Source organism: Fontibacillus forbon, from assembly GCF_046559655.1.
Classification (GTDB): domain Bacteria; phylum Bacillota; class Bacilli; order Paenibacillales; family Paenibacillaceae; genus Fontibacillus.
In genome coordinates this window covers 534,488-552,901 of record NZ_JBKGFV010000004.1, presented here as the reverse complement: position 1 = coordinate 552,901, position 18,414 = coordinate 534,488, and the positions used below count along the sequence as shown (strand labels likewise).

At 51.0% G+C, this 18,414-nt stretch carries 14 protein-coding genes; 12 read left to right on the top strand and 2 right to left on the bottom strand.

The features are described from left to right. Position 1: 1 nt before the first annotated feature. The 3 genes from ACLB09_RS18095 (at position 2) to ACLB09_RS18085 (ending at position 3,077) form a co-directional block, all read left to right on the top strand. Positions 2-802, top strand: a complete 801-nt coding sequence (locus ACLB09_RS18095; protein WP_410771256.1) for a response regulator transcription factor — start codon at positions 2-4, stop codon at positions 800-802. Positions 803-963: 161 nt separating this feature from the next. Then, positions 964-2,319: an extracellular solute-binding protein gene (locus tag ACLB09_RS18090; protein ID WP_410771255.1), complete on the top strand. Its 1,356-nt coding sequence runs from the start codon at positions 964-966 to the stop codon at positions 2,317-2,319. Positions 2,320-2,459: 140 nt separating this feature from the next. Next, positions 2,460-3,077, top strand: a complete 618-nt coding sequence (locus ACLB09_RS18085) for a polysaccharide deacetylase family protein (protein ID WP_410771254.1) — start codon at positions 2,460-2,462, stop codon at positions 3,075-3,077. Positions 3,078-3,140: 63 nt separating this feature from the next. On the opposite strand, the gene ant(6) is transcribed toward ACLB09_RS18085, so the two are convergent. Continuing rightward, on the bottom strand, positions 3,141-4,001 hold the full coding sequence (ant(6), locus tag ACLB09_RS18080; protein ID WP_410771253.1) for an aminoglycoside 6-adenylyltransferase: 861 nt from the start codon (positions 3,999-4,001) through the stop codon (positions 3,141-3,143). A gap of 118 nt (positions 4,002-4,119) precedes the next feature. Here ant(6) and ACLB09_RS18075 point away from each other — a divergent pair, with 118 nt between their 5' ends. Next, entirely contained in the window at positions 4,120-6,123 is a 2,004-nt protein-coding gene (locus ACLB09_RS18075) for a bifunctional diguanylate cyclase/phosphodiesterase (RefSeq protein ID WP_410771252.1), read from the top strand. Next, entirely contained in the window at positions 6,120-7,196 is a 1,077-nt protein-coding gene (locus ACLB09_RS18070; RefSeq protein ID WP_410771251.1) for a GGDEF domain-containing protein, read from the top strand. Before ACLB09_RS18075 ends, ACLB09_RS18070 begins: the two co-directional genes overlap by 4 nt. A gap of 227 nt (positions 7,197-7,423) precedes the next feature. Here ACLB09_RS18070 and udk read toward each other — a convergent pair whose 3' ends face one another. Then, entirely contained in the window at positions 7,424-8,059 is a 636-nt protein-coding gene (udk, locus tag ACLB09_RS18065; RefSeq protein WP_410771250.1) for a uridine kinase, read from the bottom strand. A 1,277-nt stretch (positions 8,060-9,336) separates the two neighbouring features. On the opposite strand from udk, the gene ACLB09_RS18060 reads away from it, so the two are divergent. From ACLB09_RS18060 to ACLB09_RS18030, 7 genes are all read left to right on the top strand, one after another. Beyond that, positions 9,337-10,332 carry an ABC transporter ATP-binding protein gene (locus ACLB09_RS18060; protein ID WP_410771249.1) on the top strand — a complete coding sequence of 332 codons (996 nt, stop codon included), beginning with the start codon at positions 9,337-9,339 and terminating at the stop codon, positions 10,330-10,332. Beyond that, positions 10,329-11,354 (top strand): ABC transporter ATP-binding protein, encoded by a 1,026-nt coding sequence (locus ACLB09_RS18055; RefSeq protein ID WP_410771248.1) that lies wholly within the window; start codon positions 10,329-10,331, stop codon positions 11,352-11,354. Before ACLB09_RS18060 ends, ACLB09_RS18055 begins: the two co-directional genes overlap by 4 nt. 74 nt (positions 11,355-11,428) lie before the next feature. Beyond that, positions 11,429-13,108 carry an ABC transporter substrate-binding protein gene (locus tag ACLB09_RS18050; RefSeq protein WP_410771247.1) on the top strand — a complete coding sequence of 560 codons (1,680 nt, stop codon included), beginning with the start codon at positions 11,429-11,431 and terminating at the stop codon, positions 13,106-13,108. Positions 13,109-13,147: 39 nt separating this feature from the next. Further along, positions 13,148-14,152, top strand: a complete 1,005-nt coding sequence (locus tag ACLB09_RS18045; RefSeq protein WP_410771246.1) for an ABC transporter permease — start codon at positions 13,148-13,150, stop codon at positions 14,150-14,152. A gap of 16 nt (positions 14,153-14,168) precedes the next feature. Beyond that, positions 14,169-15,065, top strand: a complete 897-nt coding sequence (locus ACLB09_RS18040) for an ABC transporter permease (protein WP_410771245.1) — start codon at positions 14,169-14,171, stop codon at positions 15,063-15,065. 154 nt (positions 15,066-15,219) lie between these two features. After that, positions 15,220-16,476 (top strand): TraB/GumN family protein, encoded by a 1,257-nt coding sequence (locus tag ACLB09_RS18035; RefSeq protein ID WP_410771244.1) that lies wholly within the window; start codon positions 15,220-15,222, stop codon positions 16,474-16,476. A 128-nt stretch (positions 16,477-16,604) separates the two neighbouring features. Continuing rightward, entirely contained in the window at positions 16,605-18,374 is a 1,770-nt protein-coding gene (locus ACLB09_RS18030) for a cache domain-containing sensor histidine kinase (RefSeq protein WP_410771243.1), read from the top strand. Positions 18,375-18,414 lie beyond the last annotated feature (40 nt).

Below are 18,414 nucleotides of genomic sequence, written 5' to 3'. Positions count from 1 at the left end.
TATGTTAAATACGAAAACGATCTTGATTGTCGATGATGAGCCCCGGACCAGACAAGGACTGAAAAATATGCTTGAAGCGTGGTCCGGTAGCCGCTATGAGGTCAAAACGGCGGACAATGCCCATGATGCGTTAAATATACTGAAGAGCGAACCGGTTCATCTGCTCATTACCGATATCCGCATGCCGGAAATCAGCGGATTGAATTTGGTCAAGCTGCTGGACTCGTCCTCCATGGCCTATAAGCCTGCGGTGATCCTCATTTCGGGATACGCCGAATTCGATTATGCCCATCAGGCGATTCAACTCGGCGTGGTCAATTATTTGCTGAAGCCGATCCGAAAGGATAAGCTGATCGATACGGTGGAACGCGCGCTGGAGGTCGGTGAGGAACGCAGCCGGATCAGCAAGATGCAACGGATCGTGGACCGCAAGCTGATTCAGGTGACCGAGGATCAGGAGCCGGTCAGCGAGCAGGTCAAGGAGGCGATTCGCTATGTGGAGACCCATCTGGATCAGGGATTCGGCCTGCGCGAAGTCGCGGAACACATTCATTTGAATCCGAGTTACTTCAGCGTCCTGTTCAAAGAACAAATGCAGATGACGTTCATCGAATACGTGACCCGGCTCCGCATCCAGAAGGCCAAAGAACTGCTGCTCCAAACAAGGCTGCCCATTGCGGAAATTGCGGAGCGCGTCGGCTATCAGACGACCAAGTATTTTAACAAGGTGTTCAAAGAATACGAGGGTCATAGCCCCGGGCTTTACCGAAGCGAAATCAAAAGTCAAACCCCCGAGGTTTAATTATTGAAAGCAATACCTAAAGAAAGTGGAATAATACCCAAATAAAGTGGAACAATTCCTAAACGCTGTGCCCTTATGCCCGTCTATGCCGGGGTGCTACACTGGCTTAAGAGGGAAAGCGCATACATCTTTTGCGATGATGAAAAAGGGGGACGGCTTAAATGAAAACAAAGGCGTTATTGGCCGCACTGCTGTTACTTGCGTTGACACTGGTTTTGGCCGCTTGCGACTACGGCAATGGCGGCAATAAGAGCAGCAGCCCCAACAGCGCCAATACGTCCAGAGGAGACGACGGCAATGCCGCCGACTCGACCGGTGAAAAAGTGACGATCAAGATGATGCATTTGTGGCCGGACGGCAGCAACTCCGCACAGAACAAGCTGGTTAAGCAAATTATCGGCGAATATGAGCAGGCTTATCCGAATGTTAAAGTCGAAACCGAAGCTCAGGAAAACGAGCAGTACAAAAACAAGATCAAAGTACTTTCCGCCTCGAACAATCTGCCGGATGTAGGCTTCACTTGGGCGGCAGGGTTCATAGAGCCGTATGTGAAAGGCAACATGTTTGCCCCGTTGGACGATCTATTGCTTGGCGAACTGAAGGACAAGTTCGTAGCCGGTACAACGGAGGCTTATGCCGTAGACGGCAAAACATATGCGCTTCCAGTCGAGCTGAACATTGTTCCGGTTTATTATAACAAGGAAATTTTCGCAAAGTATCATCTTCAGCCGCCTCAAACCTATGAGGAGTTGAAGAATATCGTCAAGACGCTGAACGACAATAAAGTGACCCCGATCGCCCTGGGCTCCAAGGACGCCTGGACAGGATCGATCTGGTACATGTACCTGGCCGACCGGATCGGCGGCCCTGACGTACTGGATCAGGCGATCGCGAGCGGTACTTTCAACGATCCGAGCCTGACCGAAGCGGCCAAGGAAGTGCAAGCGCTCGTGAACAGCAACGCATTTATCAAAGGATTTAATGGATTGTCAAACGATGAGGCCAAATCCGAATTCATGAATGAAAAAGTCGCCATGTATGCTATGGGGACCTGGGAAGTCCCGAATTATACGACCAGTCCGGATATCCCCCGGGAATTTAAAGATAAAATCGGGTTCTTCAAATTCCCGACCATCGAAGGAGGAAAGGGGAATATCAATGATTGGGTCGGGGGAGTCGGAGTAGGCTTGTTCGTATCCGAAAACTCCAAGGTGAAGGAAGATGCCAAGAAATTCGTCAGCTTCTTCGTAAAAAGGTGGGGAGAATTGTCCGTGACCGATGCGGGTATTATCCCGGGTACGAAGGTGGACACCTCCAGCGCGGATTTGCCGAAAATGTTCATCGACGTTCTGAACGAACTCAATAACGCAAACAAGGTGATCCTGTATCTGGACATTCAAATGAAGCCTGTCGCTTCGGAAGAACACCAAAACCTGATTCAAGCGCTTCTCGGCAACGCGGTAACCCCGGAAGAGTTCGCCAAGAAACAGGAAGACGTACTGAAGACCGGAAAATAAATCCGGCACGAAGCAGAGGCAACGGATTGCCGATTCCGCCCTTTAGACTTTATCAAAAAGTCGATTGACGGACTCGCAGCTTAGTATTATCCTTTCCTATACAGCGTTCGTAAAAGGTTAATAAAGGAGATGTCCATACCATGCCCAATGTCGAACTTATCCACGAAGTAAACATAAAAAGGAAAGCGGTTGCATTCACGTTTGATGACGGCCCGAATCCCGTTTATACTCCCCAAGTATTGGAGATCTTCTCCGAAGCCGGGGCGAAAGCGACCTTTTTTATGATCGGAAGTCAAATGGAATTGCATCCCGAATTGGTGAAGCTTGCTTATGAACAAGGGCATGAGATCGGAAATCATACCTTTACGCATCCTGGTTTACCGGAGTTGCATAAGCAGGAAATCAAAGATGAGCTGATCCAAACGGACAGTCTGATCGAGAAGATTACGGGAACCGGGCCGAAAGTATTCCGACCGCCTTATTTTGCCTATAATGAACTGGTTGCCGGGATCGTCGGCGAGATGGGATATCCAGTGATCGGCGCCGTCAACGGGGAAGCGACCGACTGGGAGATGCCGGGCGTGGAGCATATCGTCGATAAGAGCCGGGAGCAGGTGAGACCGGGCAGTATTTTAATCTTCCACGATGGTTATGACGACCGGTCCCAAACCGTGGAGGCCGTCCGTATTCTCGTAACGGAACTGACCGCGGAAGGGTATGAATTGGTGACCGTCAGCGAACTGCTGCGGAGCATCTGATTACAAGCTAATTAAACCCGGCACCGGATGAATCCGGTACCGGGTTATTTAGTGAGATTCGGTTTATTTATCTTTAATAGTTTCATATATATTATCGGTGTATTTGGTAATGGCCTTGTCGTAATCCGGATACTCGTAACCGAGAGCCACTGCCACGGCTTGCGCGTATTTCCTGAACAATTCATAACACGTAAACAGGGACTTCCACATGTTCCGGGAGCTATTCTCCGAATAAGTCGTCAACAAATCTTCCCAGTCTTTTTTGGGAAGGTAACGTTCGATGAATTTATAATTTTTCCCCAAGCTGAAGGAATAGCCCTCCCTCGATCCAATCTCCCATGCCATCATTCTTAGCAAATTGGGCCGGGCAATCTCGTTTAAATGGTCGATGGCAAACAGGATTTCACTCCTCGCCAACCCTTTTACTATGTAGGTAGATACCATCCAGAATTCATTGCAGCAATCATCGAACTCTCGCGCGGTCGGCTTCTTGATCCAGTATTGCCTGTCATTGGGGCGGATTTCCCTTCTTACGAGGTCATCCTTATCGAGCAGAACCACTACCAGACCGTCGTTTTTTTCAAAATAATCGTCAGCTTCGCTGATCGGAATCAATGTCAGGTCCAGCTTGCGACCATCTTCAAAAAGAATGATATAAGAGAACCAATTCCCTAGTTCCGGGGGAAAGAGTTCCATATCCTCGGGTTTTTGCATCATTATGACCTGACCGAAGCGACCCAACCACTGATCGTTTTCTTTGAAAGCATCCATATCGGTCACAAAATAGGAAATGTCAAAATCCTGATAGTCATCGCGGGGAATATGCTCGTTGGTACGAGACCCCTCCAGCGTTACAAGCCGTATCCGATCCTCTCCGGCAGCAAAGCCGACAAGCATGTCCATCATTTCCCGCTCGCTTCTCACGGTAATCCCTCCTTTATTATCCTTAAATATTAAGATTCTTCTGTTCATTTGATTTATTGTCATATTATAATCACTACAGACAACCACGGCAGACATCATGAGAGCGGGAGTGAGAACAATGTATTTAGAAGGCAGCTACAACTCCTATATTATCGCGTTATCCGTCTTCATAGCGATTCTGGCTTCGTATTCAGCTTTAACGATTACGTCAAGGATTTCAAGAGAGACGGGGAGAACCCGTTTTTATTGGATATTGTGCGGATCCTTCGTCATGGGCACGGGCATTTGGGCAACGCATTTCGTCGGCATGCTGGCGTTCCATTTGAAACTGACCGTCAAATATCATGTTTGGCTTACTTTACTCTCGTTGGTAGTGAGCGTTATTGCTTCATTAATCGCTTTTTATTTCACTCTACAAAGGAAGATAGATTGGAAAAAATTTCTCGTCGGCGGTTTTGCGATGGGCGGCGGGATTTCCGCCATGCATTATGTGGGAATGGAAGCGATGAGGATGCCGGCCCATGTCTCCTATGATTCTCTGTACTGGATTTTGTCGGTCTGCATCGCCATGGCCGCGTCTTATGCGGCGCTACTGCTGCTTCATACCTTCCGGAACCATTACGGAACGAGTTGGTTGAAATGGATGTCCGCCTGGCTGATGGGGCTAGCCATTTGCGGAATGCACTATACTGGGATGAAAGCAGTCCGGTTTATCGGACATTCTGATGCGGTGTTGCATAAGGAACCGATATCGGACTATATGTTATTACTTGCCGTGAGTATCGTTATATTTAGTATTTTTCTGGTTTCCTGGGGCGCGTTGTTTTTCGACCGGTATTATCTTGAAAAAATGGCTTATCTGGATACGATCACAGGGCTTCCGAACCGGAATGAAATGAATCGGTTTTTTGACATACATAACGGGGAAGAGAGTATAGGCGTACTCTTCCTGGACCTGGACCAGTTTAAAACAGTCAATGACACCTTGGGTCATCATATTGGAGATTTGCTCATTCAGCAAGTAGGGTATCGGTTGAGCAAATTCGTACATAGCGGCCTGGAAGTGTTCCGGATGGGTGGCGATGAGTTTTTAGTGACGGTGGCGCCATGCGATCAGGAGCAAGCCAAGCGACTTGCGGAAGAAATCTTGAAGAGCATCAAGAAAGTGTATACCATTCAAGGAAACGAATTGTACATAACGGCAAGCATTGGCATCAGTATCAGTTCCGCACGTGAAAATGACCGATCGGTGCTGTTAAAATTCGCCGATACGGCGATGTATCGAGCTAAGGGAGCGGGCAAGAACCAGCATTGCGTATACAACGAGCAAATGGGGCTTCAGGAACTCCGGAAAATGGAGCTGGAGAAAGACCTGTATCTGGCTTTGGACAATAAACAATTTTATCTGGTGTATCAGCCGAGATGGAATGTGAGGGAAAATGAGCTGGCCGGCTGGGAAGCCCTGATCCGGTGGAATCATCCCCGACTTGGCGTGATATCGCCTTATGAATTTATACCTATCGCAGAGGAAACCGGACTGATCGTCCCGATGACCCGCTGGACCTTGAAGCAGGCTTGTCTCCAGTGCAGGGCATGGCATTCCCGGGGAGTGATGCAGCCCGTTTCCGTCAATCTCTCGGTTCGCTTGTTTCAGACGGAATGCTTGCAGGAAATGGTTCGAAGTACTTTGCAAGAGGCGGGTCTGGATCCCTTCTGGCTGGAACTGGAAATTACCGAATCGATGGTCCTGCACGACATCCATGAAATTATCGCCCAAATCGAAAGCATCCGCAGCATGGGAGTCAAGTTTGCGATGGACGATTTCGGAACAGGTTATTCTTCCATCGGATTGCTTGACCGTATTCCCCTGGATACGCTCAAACTGGACCGCTTGTTTACGAACAATCTGGAAAGCCCGACCAAACGGGCGATTATTAACGCCATTATTATGATGGCGGAAAATCTTGAGCTGGATATCGTCGCCGAAGGCGTAGAGAGCCAGGAACATGTCGACTTTTTGATGCAGCTTGGTTGCCATATCATGCAAGGGTACTATTACGGCAGACCGATGAGCACAGAGGAAATTGAAGAGTGGATGAAGCAGAGGAGCATTTTGAAATGATATCCGATACACGGGCATTGCATAGAAAAATATTGAATACCTACTGGGTTATTTTCGGCATATCGATTATGGCGGAACTGGTTGCCCTTTACTTCAAAGTGACGACTGAGCCTGACCGCGTCCGGTACTATATCATCCATGCGATGCTGGTTCCTTCGGTCATTCAGCTCCTTATGCTGGGAATCAACGAGGCTGCCTACCGGTTCAGGGTGGAGTGTAAGCTGCTGATTATTTTTAGCGGGACTTGCATCGCCTCCGCCCTATTGATTGCCAACCAGAGTATTCATTTGCAATACATTCTTCTGCTTCCCTTAATGATCTCGATGTTCTATTTCCATTTAAGAGAGCTTTACTTCGCTTTTGCCATAAACATAGGGACCTTTGGAACCCTGTACTGGGTGTTTCCGCAGATGCGGGAAGGCCTGGGGCGATATGAACTGTCGGCGTTTATTTTTATCATGATCGCGATGCTATTCATCTTGCGCGGAATCATTCAGCGAGGCGAGGAGCTTTGGAACGACCTCAAGCGCATGATGAGGACCGAGCAGGAGCTGCTCGTCAAAAATGCGGTGATGGACCGGATGGTAAAAATCGACGCGTTGACCGACCTGTACAACCACAAGACGCTGCATGAATATCTGGATCAGTTGATCGAACAGAGCAACAACTGCATGATGCCATTGCAGCTTGCCGTAATTGATATAGACGATTTCAAGAGCGTTAACGATAAGTTCGGCCACGCCGTCGGGGACGTAATTCTGAACCGTGTGGCATGCACCTTAAAGGAGTCCTTTTCCGAAAATGAAATTATCGGCCGCTACGGGGGCGAGGAATTCGTCGTGATCTTTCCGGGGAAAACGTTAGGGGAAGCTTATCGCGAAACCGAAAGAGCCCGGGAGAACATTTGGCGGGTTCGGCATGCGGAAATGAACGGCCGACGGATTTCGGTCAGCATCGGCTTGGCCGAATACCAGGAAGGCCGGACCCGGTCGGACTTGTTCGACCAGGCGGATACGCTTCTCTATGCGGCCAAGAAGAACGGAAAAAACCGGACCATGCTGCAAGCCATATGATGGCGTTGGTTGGGCAGCAAGGTCCGGTTGGGGTTAAAATTTAGCAGCGATGTAGCAATGGCTAGTCATGTACTGGTGCGCAGTCGTCTATCGATGCGTAGTGACCTGTCGATGCCCAGTCGTCTATCGATGTATAGTGACCTGTCGATGCCCAGTCGTCTATCGATGCATAGTGACCTGTCGATGCCCAGTCGTCCGTCGATGCGTAGTCGTCTGTCGAAATCCAGTCATATCGCCGGCCATTTTCCTCCGCCCGTTAAGTATTTTTCGGTCAAGATAGACAGCATTTGAATGCCGACTTCGTTATGCCCGCCTTCGGGGATGATGAGGTCGGCATATTTTTTGGACGGCTCGATGAACGCTTCATGCATCGGCTTTACCGTTGCCAGATACTGCTGGTGGATGGAATGAATGGAGCGGCCCCGTTCCTCCATGTCCCGCAGGACGCGGCGGAGCAGGCGGACATCGGAATCCGTGTCCACGAACACTTTGATGTTAAGGAGCTTTCGCAGCTTTTCGTCGTACAACACAAACAAGCCTTCCACGATTGCGATGCGGTTCGGCTTAAGCTGAACAGTCTCCGAAGTAGAACGGGTATAATCCGTAAAATCATACACCGGCGCATAGGCGGGTTGTCCTTTTTTCAGAAGCGTGAGGTGCTCGATCAGCAGCTCGTTATCGAAGGCGAAGGGATGATCATAGTTGGTCAGCAATCGTTCTTCCATCGATAGATCCGCTTGGTCTTTATAGTAATTATCCTGCGATATGAATGTAACTTTATCCGATCCGAGCTGCTCGATGACGGAGCGGGCAACCGTTGTTTTTCCGGAGCCGGTGCCGCCGGCGATACCGATAATTAGCATGGCGATTCAAATAACCTCCTAGGTAAATTCCCGTTGAACATTCCAGTATTGTAGCATAGCGGCGTTATTTTTTCACCATCATAGCCTACCGTTCGACCCCAAGCTGCTCTGTTGTGGCAGAATTATGGCGAATCGGCGCACCAAGCAGAACAGCAGTGTCAGCAAATCCAACGGACCCAACAGACTCAACAGACTCAACAGACTCAGCAAATTTTACAACCTCAACACGTACAAGACTTACTGGTTTACGGCTGACTGACCTCACGACTCCCAAATCCAGGGATCTACAGAGACTCATTTAACTTGTCCGATTGGAAAATTTCCAATTAATGCCACCAATAATCAAGTCCACGTGGATCTTCATTGCATAAAATCCAATGAAATTGCCCTGAGGATAGCAAAAAGTTAGTAATACCGCCCTTTTCGTTGGAAATTCTCCAATCAAGCTTCTTACTTACTCCCACTTTGTTTGCTTCATTGGAAAAAATCCAACGGGGCGGAAGGTAAATCGGAGTAGGCGGGAAGTTCACCAAAAAGTTTATTGGAAAGCTCGCCGAAAAGTGGTCCGCAAAGTAGTTAAAAGTAGTCCGTAAAGTAGTTGAAGAGTAGTCAGCAGGTTAGTTTTAAGTTAGTTGCAAGTTAGTTGAAAAGGAGTTGCAATGTAGTCGTAAGGATGGGGTGGCACGCTAACATTTGTCGGGGTTGCTCTATTGCTTCGAACTATTTTCTTTTGGCGCGCAGTACGAGGTTTTGTCCACTTATTCTAGTAGGATCTTCCTTCATCTCCTTACCTTCGTGTTATGTTATATAACACAAAATTTAAAAACTATCCTTAAATCTTAGCTATTTCCAATGAGAACAGCATTTTAAAGTTTTTTATTGCTATGAATGTAAAAATAATGTAAAGTAACTTATAAATATCTTGATACCAATGTCACAAATACTAACACAATAATTGACCTAAGTTCGATTTTTTGTCGCAATACATCGATTTTTATCCCTCACACTAGACTTTATGAGTCTCTTTCGACACAAATCTACTAATTCTTCCTGCTAGCTTTGTCGCTATCTTTCACCTGAACAATCCTACTCTACAATTCACCGCTTTATTCAATTGCATTAAAGAAGCGATTGCGGACGGTTGTGCACCTAGAATGGACATAAATGAACCTTAGTTTGGGAGCCGGATGGACAATTTGTTCGTCTCTCCCGGACAGCATGCATACGATCAGGCAGGGGAGCATCCTCAACTTATAGCGAAAAGAGGCTGTGACAGTATGATCCAACCCGTTTTACAGGTTCAAAATTTGCACACCAGTTTTTTTACGGATCGCGGCGAGGTTCCGGCGGTAGACGGTGTCAGCCTGACGGTACACCCCGGGGAAGTCCTCGGCATCGTCGGAGAATCGGGTTGCGGCAAAAGCGTGACATCCTTATCGGTACTAAAGCTCATTCCGGAGCCGCCGGGCAAAATTACCGGAGGGTCGATCCTGTTCAAGGGAAAGGACCTGGTTCCGCTTAAAGAACGTGAGATGAGGTCCATTCGCGGAGATTCGATCTCCATGATCTTTCAGGAGCCGATGACCTCGTTAAATCCGCTGTTTACGATTGGCGACCAGATCGGAGAGGCGGTCAGGCTGCACCGGGGAATCGGCAGAAAAGAAGCTCGCACACATACGTTGGAGATGCTCAGGAAGGTTGGGATTCCGCGGCCGGAAGCGGTGCTGGATGAGTATCCCCATCAACTGTCCGGGGGAATGCGCCAGCGGGTGATGATCGCGATGGCGATCTCCTGCAGCCCGGAGCTGCTCATCGCGGATGAACCGACCACAGCGCTGGATGTCACGATTCAGGCTCAGATTCTCGACTTGATCCGGCGGTTGAATGAAGAGAACGGCACGGCCGTCATGCTGATTACGCATGATCTTGGCGTTGTCGCCGAGATGTGCCATCGCGTAGTCGTTATGTATGCGGGTAAGGTCGTGGAGGAAGGCGCCGTTCGCGATATTTTTAAAAATCCGCTGCACCCTTACACAAGAGGACTAATCCAATCGGTGCCCCGGATGAACGAGCAGAGAAGCCGTTTGTTCTCCATACCGGGTAATGTGCCGGTGCTGCATGCGGATATGAAGGGATGCCGGTTTGCGGATCGTTGTCCGAGCGCGATGCCCCTGTGTCTGGAGCGGCTTCCTGAGCTTAGGGAATACGGCGGAACTGGGGCCGCACACAGCTGCCGGTGCTGGATCCATGAAATGCAGGAGGATGCCGTATGAGCGAACTCGAGCACGGACGAGAACTTGAGCCGGAGCCCTTGCTCCAGGTTGAGCATTTGAAAAAATATTTTCCGGTGAAAAGCGGACTTTTCCGCAAGGCAGATCAGTACGTGAAAGCCGTGGACGACATCTCCTTCTCCGTACGCCGGGGCGAGACGTTCGGCCTGGTCGGGGAGAGCGGCTGCGGGAAGTCGACGACCGGCCGGGCGCTATTGCGGCTGATCGAGCCGAGCGGGGGACGGGTGGTTTTTGAAGGGGAGGATATCACTGCTCTGCCTGCCGAACAGCTTCGGAAGAAGCGCAGGGACATGCAGATCGTCTTCCAGGATCCGTTCTCCTCGCTCGATCCGCGGCATACCGTGCGGAGGATATTGGAGGAACCATTGCTTGTGCACGGAATCGGTTCGGCGCAAGAGCGGCAGAACATTATCCACAAGCTCATCGACGTCGTCGGCTTGACGCAGAGCCATCTGCAGCGGTATCCGCATCAATTTTCCGGCGGTCAGCGGCAGCGGATCGGCATTGCCAGGGCGTTGTCGCTGCAGCCGAAGCTGATCGTGGCCGATGAACCGGTATCCGCGCTCGACGTGTCGATCCAGTCCCAAGTCGTCAACCTGCTGCAGGATTTGCAGGGCGAGTTCGGCTTGACCTATATTTTCATCGCGCATGACCTCAGCGTGGTGAAGCATATTTGCGACCGGGTCGCCGTGATGTACCTGGGCAGGATCGTGGAGATCGCGAGTACCGCCCAGCTGTACGAATCGCCGCAGCATCCTTATACGATCGCGCTTCTTTCCGCGGTCCCGGAGCCGGATCCCGATCTGAAGCGGGAGCGGATTCTTTTGCAGGGGGAAGTCCCGAGCCCCGTACATACGCCGGTCGGATGCGCTTTTCACACCCGCTGCCCGGTTGCAATGGATATCTGCCGGACCAAGCGGCCCGAATTGACCGAAACGGAAAGCGGACATCAGACGGCCTGCCATTTGTTCAGCGCGACTTTGTCGGCAGATAGGGCCATCTAGCCAAACCCGGTTTATAGCGGCCAAGGGCCGGCTTTATATAAACAAAAATGTGAATGGAAGAAGGGAGCCACAAGATGAAGATAAGAAGATGGAGCGGTACGGTGTTGGTCTTATTGCTAAGCGCGGCGGTAGCTCTCAGCGGATGCGGCGACAATGGGAACGGCGGGAATAACGGAGCCGGGACGAACGGCAATGCAAACGCGAATGCGAATACGGGGGAAAAAGAGAACGATAAGTCCAAGTCATCCCAGGATACGCTGATCGTCGGACGGGGAGGGGATTCGGCTTCCCTGGACGCTTCGATCGTAACCGATGGCGAGTCGCTGAAAATCGCCCATCAGGTATACGATTCCCTGGTGGAATACAAAGAAGGAACAACGGAAGTCCAACCGTCGCTGGCCGAAAGCTGGGAAGTATCGGATGACGGTTTGAAGTACACGTTCAAGCTGCGTTCGGGCGTAAAGTTCCATGACGGGACTGACTTTAATGCCGACGCCGTCGTATTCAACTTTACGCGCTGGTCCGATCCGAAGAGCGAATTTAAGTTCGAAGGCGATTCCTTCGACTATTACGATTCGATGTTCGGCCCGGACGGCAAGCGGGTGATCAAGGAAGTCAAGGCGGTGGACGCGGGGACGGTGGAGTTCGCGCTGAATCAGCCGCAGGCGCCTTTCCTGCAGAACCTTGCGATGACCTCCTTCGGGATTGCCAGCCCGGCGGCGATCCAGGAGAAGAAGGAGAACTTCAAGAACGAACCGGTCGGAACGGGCCCGTTTGTGTTCAAAGAGTGGAAGCGGAACGATTCGATTACCTTGGAGAAGAACCCGAACTACTGGAAAGAAGGGCTGCCGAAGCTGAATAAAGTCATCGTCCGCTCCATACCGGACAACTCCGCGAGATTCAACGCGCTGCAGGCCGGGGAGATCGACCTGATGGAAGATTTGAGTCCGGACGATCTGGCCACTTTGGAGGGCAACCCTGATTTGCAAAAGATCGAGCGCCCGGCGAACAATGTGGGTTATGTCGGATTTAATTTGAAGAAGAAACCGTTCGACGATGTCAAAGTCAGACAGGCGTTGAGCCATGCGGTGAATAAACAGGGAATTATCGACGCCTTCTTTGCGGGCCAGGCCGAACCGGCCGTCAATCCGCTGCCGCCATCGCTTTGGGGCTATAACGACAGTATCGAGGATTATCCTTACGATTTGGAAAAAGCCAAGCAATTGTTAGCGGAAGCGGGTTATCCGGACGGATTTCCGGAAGAGTTGACGTTCTACGCCATGCCGGTGTCGCGCCCTTATATGCCGGACGGCAAAAAGGTAGCCGAGGTCATTCAGGCCGATTTCGAGAAGATCGGCGTCAAAGTCAAAATCGAATCCCCGGAATGGGCGACCTATCTGGACGATGCCCAGGCCGGCGAGAAAGACGATTTATACATGCTCGGCTGGACCGGCGACAACGGAGATCCGGACAATTTCCTGTACGCCTTGCTTGACAAAGATTCCATCCCTTCGAATAACTACAGCTACTATGCCAATGACGAGCTGCATGAACTGTTGATCCAGGCGCAAATCGAAACGGATCAAGCCAAACGGGCCGAACTATACAAACAGGCCCAGGTCATCATCAAGCAGGATGCGCCATGGATTCCAATCGTTCATACCACGCCTCTGCTTGCGGCAAAAGCAAACTTGAAAGGCTACGTGCCGGCGCCGACCGGAACGGAGTATTACAGCAACATCTATTTTGAATAGATCGGGGATTCCCGATCCCTATGGCAGGTGAACCTCCCCTTGAAATCTTACGTTTTTAAAAGATTATTAATCATGGTTCCCGTGTTAATCGGCATGACGATCATTGTATTTTCCATTATTCACGCAATTCCGGGCGATCCTGCGGAGACCATCTTAGGCCAAAAAGCGACGGAGCAATCCAAAGAGGCGCTCAGAGAGCAGCTGGGCTTGAATAACCCTTGGTATCAACAGTATTTCACTTACATGGGTGAATTGCTGAAAGGGGATCTCGGGCAGTCGATCCGCACGAAAGTGCCGATTGCCCAAGAGATCCTGCCTTACCTGGCGGCTACGGCAGAATTGACGTTTGCCGCGATGTTGTTCGCCGTGTTCTTCGGCGTCAATGCCGGGATTATCAGTGCGTGGAGGCAAAACTCCTGGTTCGACTACATTTGTATGCTGATCGCGCTCATCGGGGTGTCCATGCCGATCTTCTGGCTTGGTTTAATGGAGCAGTGGGTGTTCTCGCTCAAACTGCATTGGCTGCCTTCGGGAGGGCGCATGAACCAGCGTGATCCGGTGGAGGCGATCACCAACCTGTATCTGCTGGACAGCATGCTGGCAGGCCGTTTCGACCAGTTCTGGACGGTCGTCAAACATCTTGTTTTGCCCAGCATCGCGCTTGGGACGATCCCGATGGCGATTATCGCCCGGATGACCCGTTCCAGCATGCTGGAGGTCATGAATTCGGATTTTATCCGTACCGCCAAAGCAAAAGGGTTGTCCCAGTTTATCGTCGTCTACAAGCATGCATTAAAGAACGCCACCATCCCTGTGCTGACCGTCATCGGTCTGCAGACCGGAGCGCTGCTCGGAGGAGCGGTGCTGACGGAGACGATTTTCGCCTGGCCCGGGGTGGGGCGGTACATTTATGAGGCGATCAGCTTCCGCGATTATCCGGTGATCCAATCCGGTATCCTGATGATCGCATTCGTCTTCGTGGTCATCAATCTGACCGTGGATCTGCTGTATGCGGCAGTCGATCCGCGCATCCGTTACCGGTGAGGGGGGAACCAGTACTATGGCTCAAATTACGGCTAATCCATCCACAACTTCCTTGATCCCGGATGAAAAGGTTTCCGGCCCCTGGAGCGATGCGTGGCGGGCTTTCCGCAAAAATAAAATAGCAATGGCCGGACTCATCATGATCATTTTCTTCATCGCGCTGGCCTTACTGGCCCCGGTGCTCGCTCCTTACGATTATAAAGCCCAGGAACTGACCAACCGGTTAAAGCCTCCTTCGTCCGCCCATTGGTTCGGAACGGATGACCTGGGGCGGGATCTGTTGTCGCGGGTGTTGTACGGAGCGCGAATCTCGCTTTGGGTCGGTACTTTCTCGGTCCTCGGCTCCATCGTGCTGGGGACGCTGTTGGGGATACTGGCCGGCTACTACAGCAAATGGGGGGATATGTTCATCTCGCGGCTGTTTGATATCTTGCTGGCGTTTCCCAGCATTTTGCTGGCGATCGCCATTGTGGCCATTCTCGGACCTTCGCTGCAAAACGCCTTGTACGCGATCGCGATCGTCAACATTCCGACTTACGGAAGGCTGGTCCGGGCAAAGGTGCTCAGCTTGAAGAATGAGGAGTATATAACCGCCGCCAAGGCGATCGGCATGAAAAACAGCGGCATTTTGCTGTGCCATATCTTGCCGAACAGCCTGACCCCGATCATCGTCCAAGGGACGCTGGGCATCGCTACCGCGATCATTGAGGCGGCCGCGCTTGGCTTTCTCGGTCTGGGCGCCCAACCCCCGGCTCCGGAATGGGGCAAAATGCTGTCCGACTCGCGGCAATTCATTGCTACGGCGCCTTGGACCGTTATTTTTCCCGGAATATCGATCATGCTGACCGTGCTCGCGTTCAATTTAATGGGAGACGGTTTGCGCGACGCGCTGGACCCCCGGATGAAACATTAGAGAGTATACGAAATGGACTATCCCTAAAGGGATGGTCCGTTTTTTCGGTTCATAATCTTGGTCCCGAACATGCAGGGTATCTTGGACAGGTTGGCTTCATTGCGTCAATTCGTGATACTCTATGAACATACCAATGAGAGGGGTAAATTGGAAAATGAAGATGAAGAAAATAACGGCCTCATTTTTATCGCTGCTATTGGCGGTAACCTTGTTAGCCCCGACTACCTTTGCCGCCGCCAATCCGGTGTCGCTGCAAGTGGACGGGGAGAAGATCGGTTTTGACGGACATGCACCCGTAATCGATCGCGGAACGACCTTGGTACCTGTGGAGGAACTGTTCGAAGCCTTGGATCTCAAGTTTGAGCAGGACGCCAAGGCCAAGCTAGTGAAGGGGACGAAGGGCGATCTGACCATTGAGCTTCAAAACGGCAACAAAGCCGTAGTCAACGGAGAGCCCCTTCCACTGATCTCCGAGCCAAAAGTGATTAAAGGCATTACATATCTTCCGGTACGTTCGATCGGAGAAGCGGCCGGATATGAAATCTATTGGGACGAGGCCTCGCGCACCGTTATCCTGAAAAGCAAAGAAGTCGCGGCCAGCGGCGGACGCGGATTTCTGTGGGAAGTGGAAAACGCCGGCAATAAGGTATATTTACTAGGCTCGATGCACATTGCGGACTCCAGCTTTTACCCGCTGCAACCCGCTATCGAAAATGCATTTACTGAAGCCGACTATCTGGGGGTAGAAGTCGATATTGCCAAAGCTGCCGACCCGGAAACCCAGCAGCTGGTGCTGAAGCTCGGATCTTATCAGGACGGAACCACGCTGAAGGATCATATTTCCGAAACCACTTACGCCAAGCTGGGTAAAATTCTGGCCGAAAACGGGCTCGACAAAAACGCCCTGGACGCCTTTAAACCATGGGTGGTCGAATCGACGCTTTCTTCGCTCCAGGCTGCCAAGACAGGATATGAAGGACAAACCGGCATCGACCTTTACTTCCTTACAAAGGCGATGGAGCGTAAACTTCCGATTATCGAACTGGAATCGTATGAATCCCAGCTCGGGATGTTTAATAACTTCTCGCAGAAGCTGCAGGAAGACAACCTGCTTGCCGTGTTGAATAATTTTGATCAAGTCGACGACAGCGTGGCAGCTATGGCTGAAATGTGGAAGACCGGCGACGATGAGGCCCTGCTGGAACTCGTCAAAGAAATGGGCAAGAACGAAGAATATAACAAGGCGATGCTCGTGGACCGTAACATTGGCATGGCCGATAAAATCGAAGGTTATTTGAAAGGCAAGGACTCCTCCGTCTACCTGATCGTGGTAGGAGCGGCGCATATGGCCGGAGACATCGGCATTGTCAACTTGCTTGAAGAGAAAGGATTCACCGTTACCAGAAAATAAATGACTTGGAAGCCGTCCGCTTTGCAGCGGGCGGTTTTTTGCTCATCTCTCGATTGAGTTCTATCAAGAAAGCGTTGCCAATGATATATTAGATAAAAAATTGTACGTTTCGGGGGTGAACTCGCCGTATGCAGCAATGGCTTGGGAAATCGCTCAAGCATAAGTTGTCTCTGTTAATCATCGTCGCCACGCTGGTTCCGCTGCTTTTTCTCGGATTGTTCTCCTACAAGATGGCTGAGGGCGTTTCCGAAGAAAAGGCCAAAATCTCCGGAATGAACACGCTCCGCCAACTGGAAGCCTACTTGGCGACCATGGTCGGGGATGCGGAAAGTATGTCGCTATTTCTGATCGGCAACAGCAGCGTCCAGACTTATTTGAAAGCGCCGAAGAGCGACCTGAAATTGCAGAACTCCATCTACCTTCTTCTGAACAGCCTGGCGTTCTCCAAAGACTATGTCGCCAATATCGTCATTGAGCCGCTCGATACGAAGCGCAGCATTACCCTTAAGTCGCTGATCCGCTCGCAGTTTGCCGACATTACGGAAACCGAGCCCGATTACTACGCGAACCATCCGAAATGGTGGTCTTCCGTCCACCGCCAGTGGACCTTTGAAGGGATGCGGGAGGTCATCACGCTGGCCAGGCCGGTCCGCAGCACCGACAAGTATAAGCCGATCGGCAAGCTGCAGATCAATCTGGACCAGTCGGTCATCGCCCATCAGGTCGGTCAGGCGGCGATGGAAGAGAGCGGCTTTGTCCTGCTGCTCGACGGGGAGAACCGGATTATTGCCGGTCCCCAGGAACTGGAGACCAGCTTGCCGCTCGGCCACTACTATCCCGGAATCGGTACGCTCGATGGAACAAGCGGAAGCTTTGACTATGGAGAGGGTATCGACAAAAAGACGATCCTGTACAGAACGATGGATAGCGTGGACTGGAAACTGGTAGGTATTATTCCGGCTCAGGAATACCGCTCGCAGAACCGCTATTTTCTTTCTTTAACGGCCGTGGCCGTCACCGCAGCCATCCTGCTCGTCATTATTTCCGTCCTTGTTTTAATCCAGCAAATTACGAACCCCCTATCCTCATTAACGAAATTCCTCAAGAACGCCAGTCCCGACGAGCCTTTGCCGACCCTGCCCGTGAAATCGATCGATGAAGTGGGGCAGTTGATTATCAGCTATAACCGGCTAAGCTCGCGGATCGTGAAGCTGAATGAGGAAGTCAAGCTGGGCGAATCGCTAAAAAAAGAAGCGGATATGCATGCTCTGCAAGTTCAAATCAATCCTCATTTTCTCTATAACACCTTGTCTTCCATCCATTGGCTGGCGCTCATGAACCAGGATACGAAAATCGCCGACATGGTCGGCTCCCTGAGCGACTTTTTGCGGTTCAGTCTGAACAATGGACAGGAATACTGCACGATCCAGCAAGAAATGATGCATGTTAAAAATTACGCCAATATCCAGTCCGCCCGCTATCCTGACCGCTTCGTGCTGCAAATCTATGCCGAGGATAGTCTGTACGATCAATTCATGTTAAAACTGCTGCTGCAGCCATTGGTGGAAAACGCGATGCTGCACGGTATTTTGAAACAGAAAGCGCCCGGTACGATAAACATTTTCATCACCCGGGAGGGGCAGCGCCTTGGGTTTGTCGTGGAAGACGACGGAGTGGGCATGCCTGCTGAGCGTCTGGAGTGGCTGCGAGGCCAGTTGGCCGAAGATCCGAGGTATGAATCGAAACGTCCGAGCTCCGCGCAAGGAAGCTACGGGTTACGCAATGTTCACAAGCGGCTGTTGCTTCACTACGGGAAGGACTCCGGGCTGCATGTAGAAAGCGCGGAGGGTAGCGGAACCCGGGTCAGCTTTACGATTCCGATCAAAGAAGAGCCTTGATCATGCAGCAACGGTCTTGGCCGAAAATAGACCGCAAAGG

What these genes read in the sequence shown, in the direction of transcription:
- ACLB09_RS18095 (WP_410771256.1), top strand. Translation starts at nt 2, where the DNA reads ATGTTAAATACGAAAACGATCTTGATTGTCGATGATGAGCCCCGGACC.
- ACLB09_RS18090 (WP_410771255.1), top strand. Translation starts at nt 964, where the DNA reads ATGAAAACAAAGGCGTTATTGGCCGCACTGCTGTTACTTGCGTTGACA.
- ACLB09_RS18085 (WP_410771254.1), top strand. Translation starts at nt 2,460, where the DNA reads ATGCCCAATGTCGAACTTATCCACGAAGTAAACATAAAAAGGAAAGCG.
- ACLB09_RS18075 (WP_410771252.1), top strand. Translation starts at nt 4,120, where the DNA reads ATGTATTTAGAAGGCAGCTACAACTCCTATATTATCGCGTTATCCGTC.
- ACLB09_RS18070 (WP_410771251.1), top strand. Translation starts at nt 6,120, where the DNA reads ATGATATCCGATACACGGGCATTGCATAGAAAAATATTGAATACCTAC.
- udk (WP_410771250.1), bottom strand. Translation starts at nt 8,059, where the DNA reads ATGCTAATTATCGGTATCGCCGGCGGCACCGGCTCCGGAAAAACAACG.
- ACLB09_RS18060 (WP_410771249.1), top strand. Translation starts at nt 9,337, where the DNA reads ATGATCCAACCCGTTTTACAGGTTCAAAATTTGCACACCAGTTTTTTT.
- ACLB09_RS18055 (WP_410771248.1), top strand. Translation starts at nt 10,329, where the DNA reads ATGAGCGAACTCGAGCACGGACGAGAACTTGAGCCGGAGCCCTTGCTC.
- ACLB09_RS18050 (WP_410771247.1), top strand. Translation starts at nt 11,429, where the DNA reads ATGAAGATAAGAAGATGGAGCGGTACGGTGTTGGTCTTATTGCTAAGC.
- ACLB09_RS18040 (WP_410771245.1), top strand. Translation starts at nt 14,169, where the DNA reads ATGGCTCAAATTACGGCTAATCCATCCACAACTTCCTTGATCCCGGAT.
- ACLB09_RS18035 (WP_410771244.1), top strand. Translation starts at nt 15,220, where the DNA reads ATGAAGATGAAGAAAATAACGGCCTCATTTTTATCGCTGCTATTGGCG.
- ACLB09_RS18030 (WP_410771243.1), top strand. Translation starts at nt 16,605, where the DNA reads ATGCAGCAATGGCTTGGGAAATCGCTCAAGCATAAGTTGTCTCTGTTA.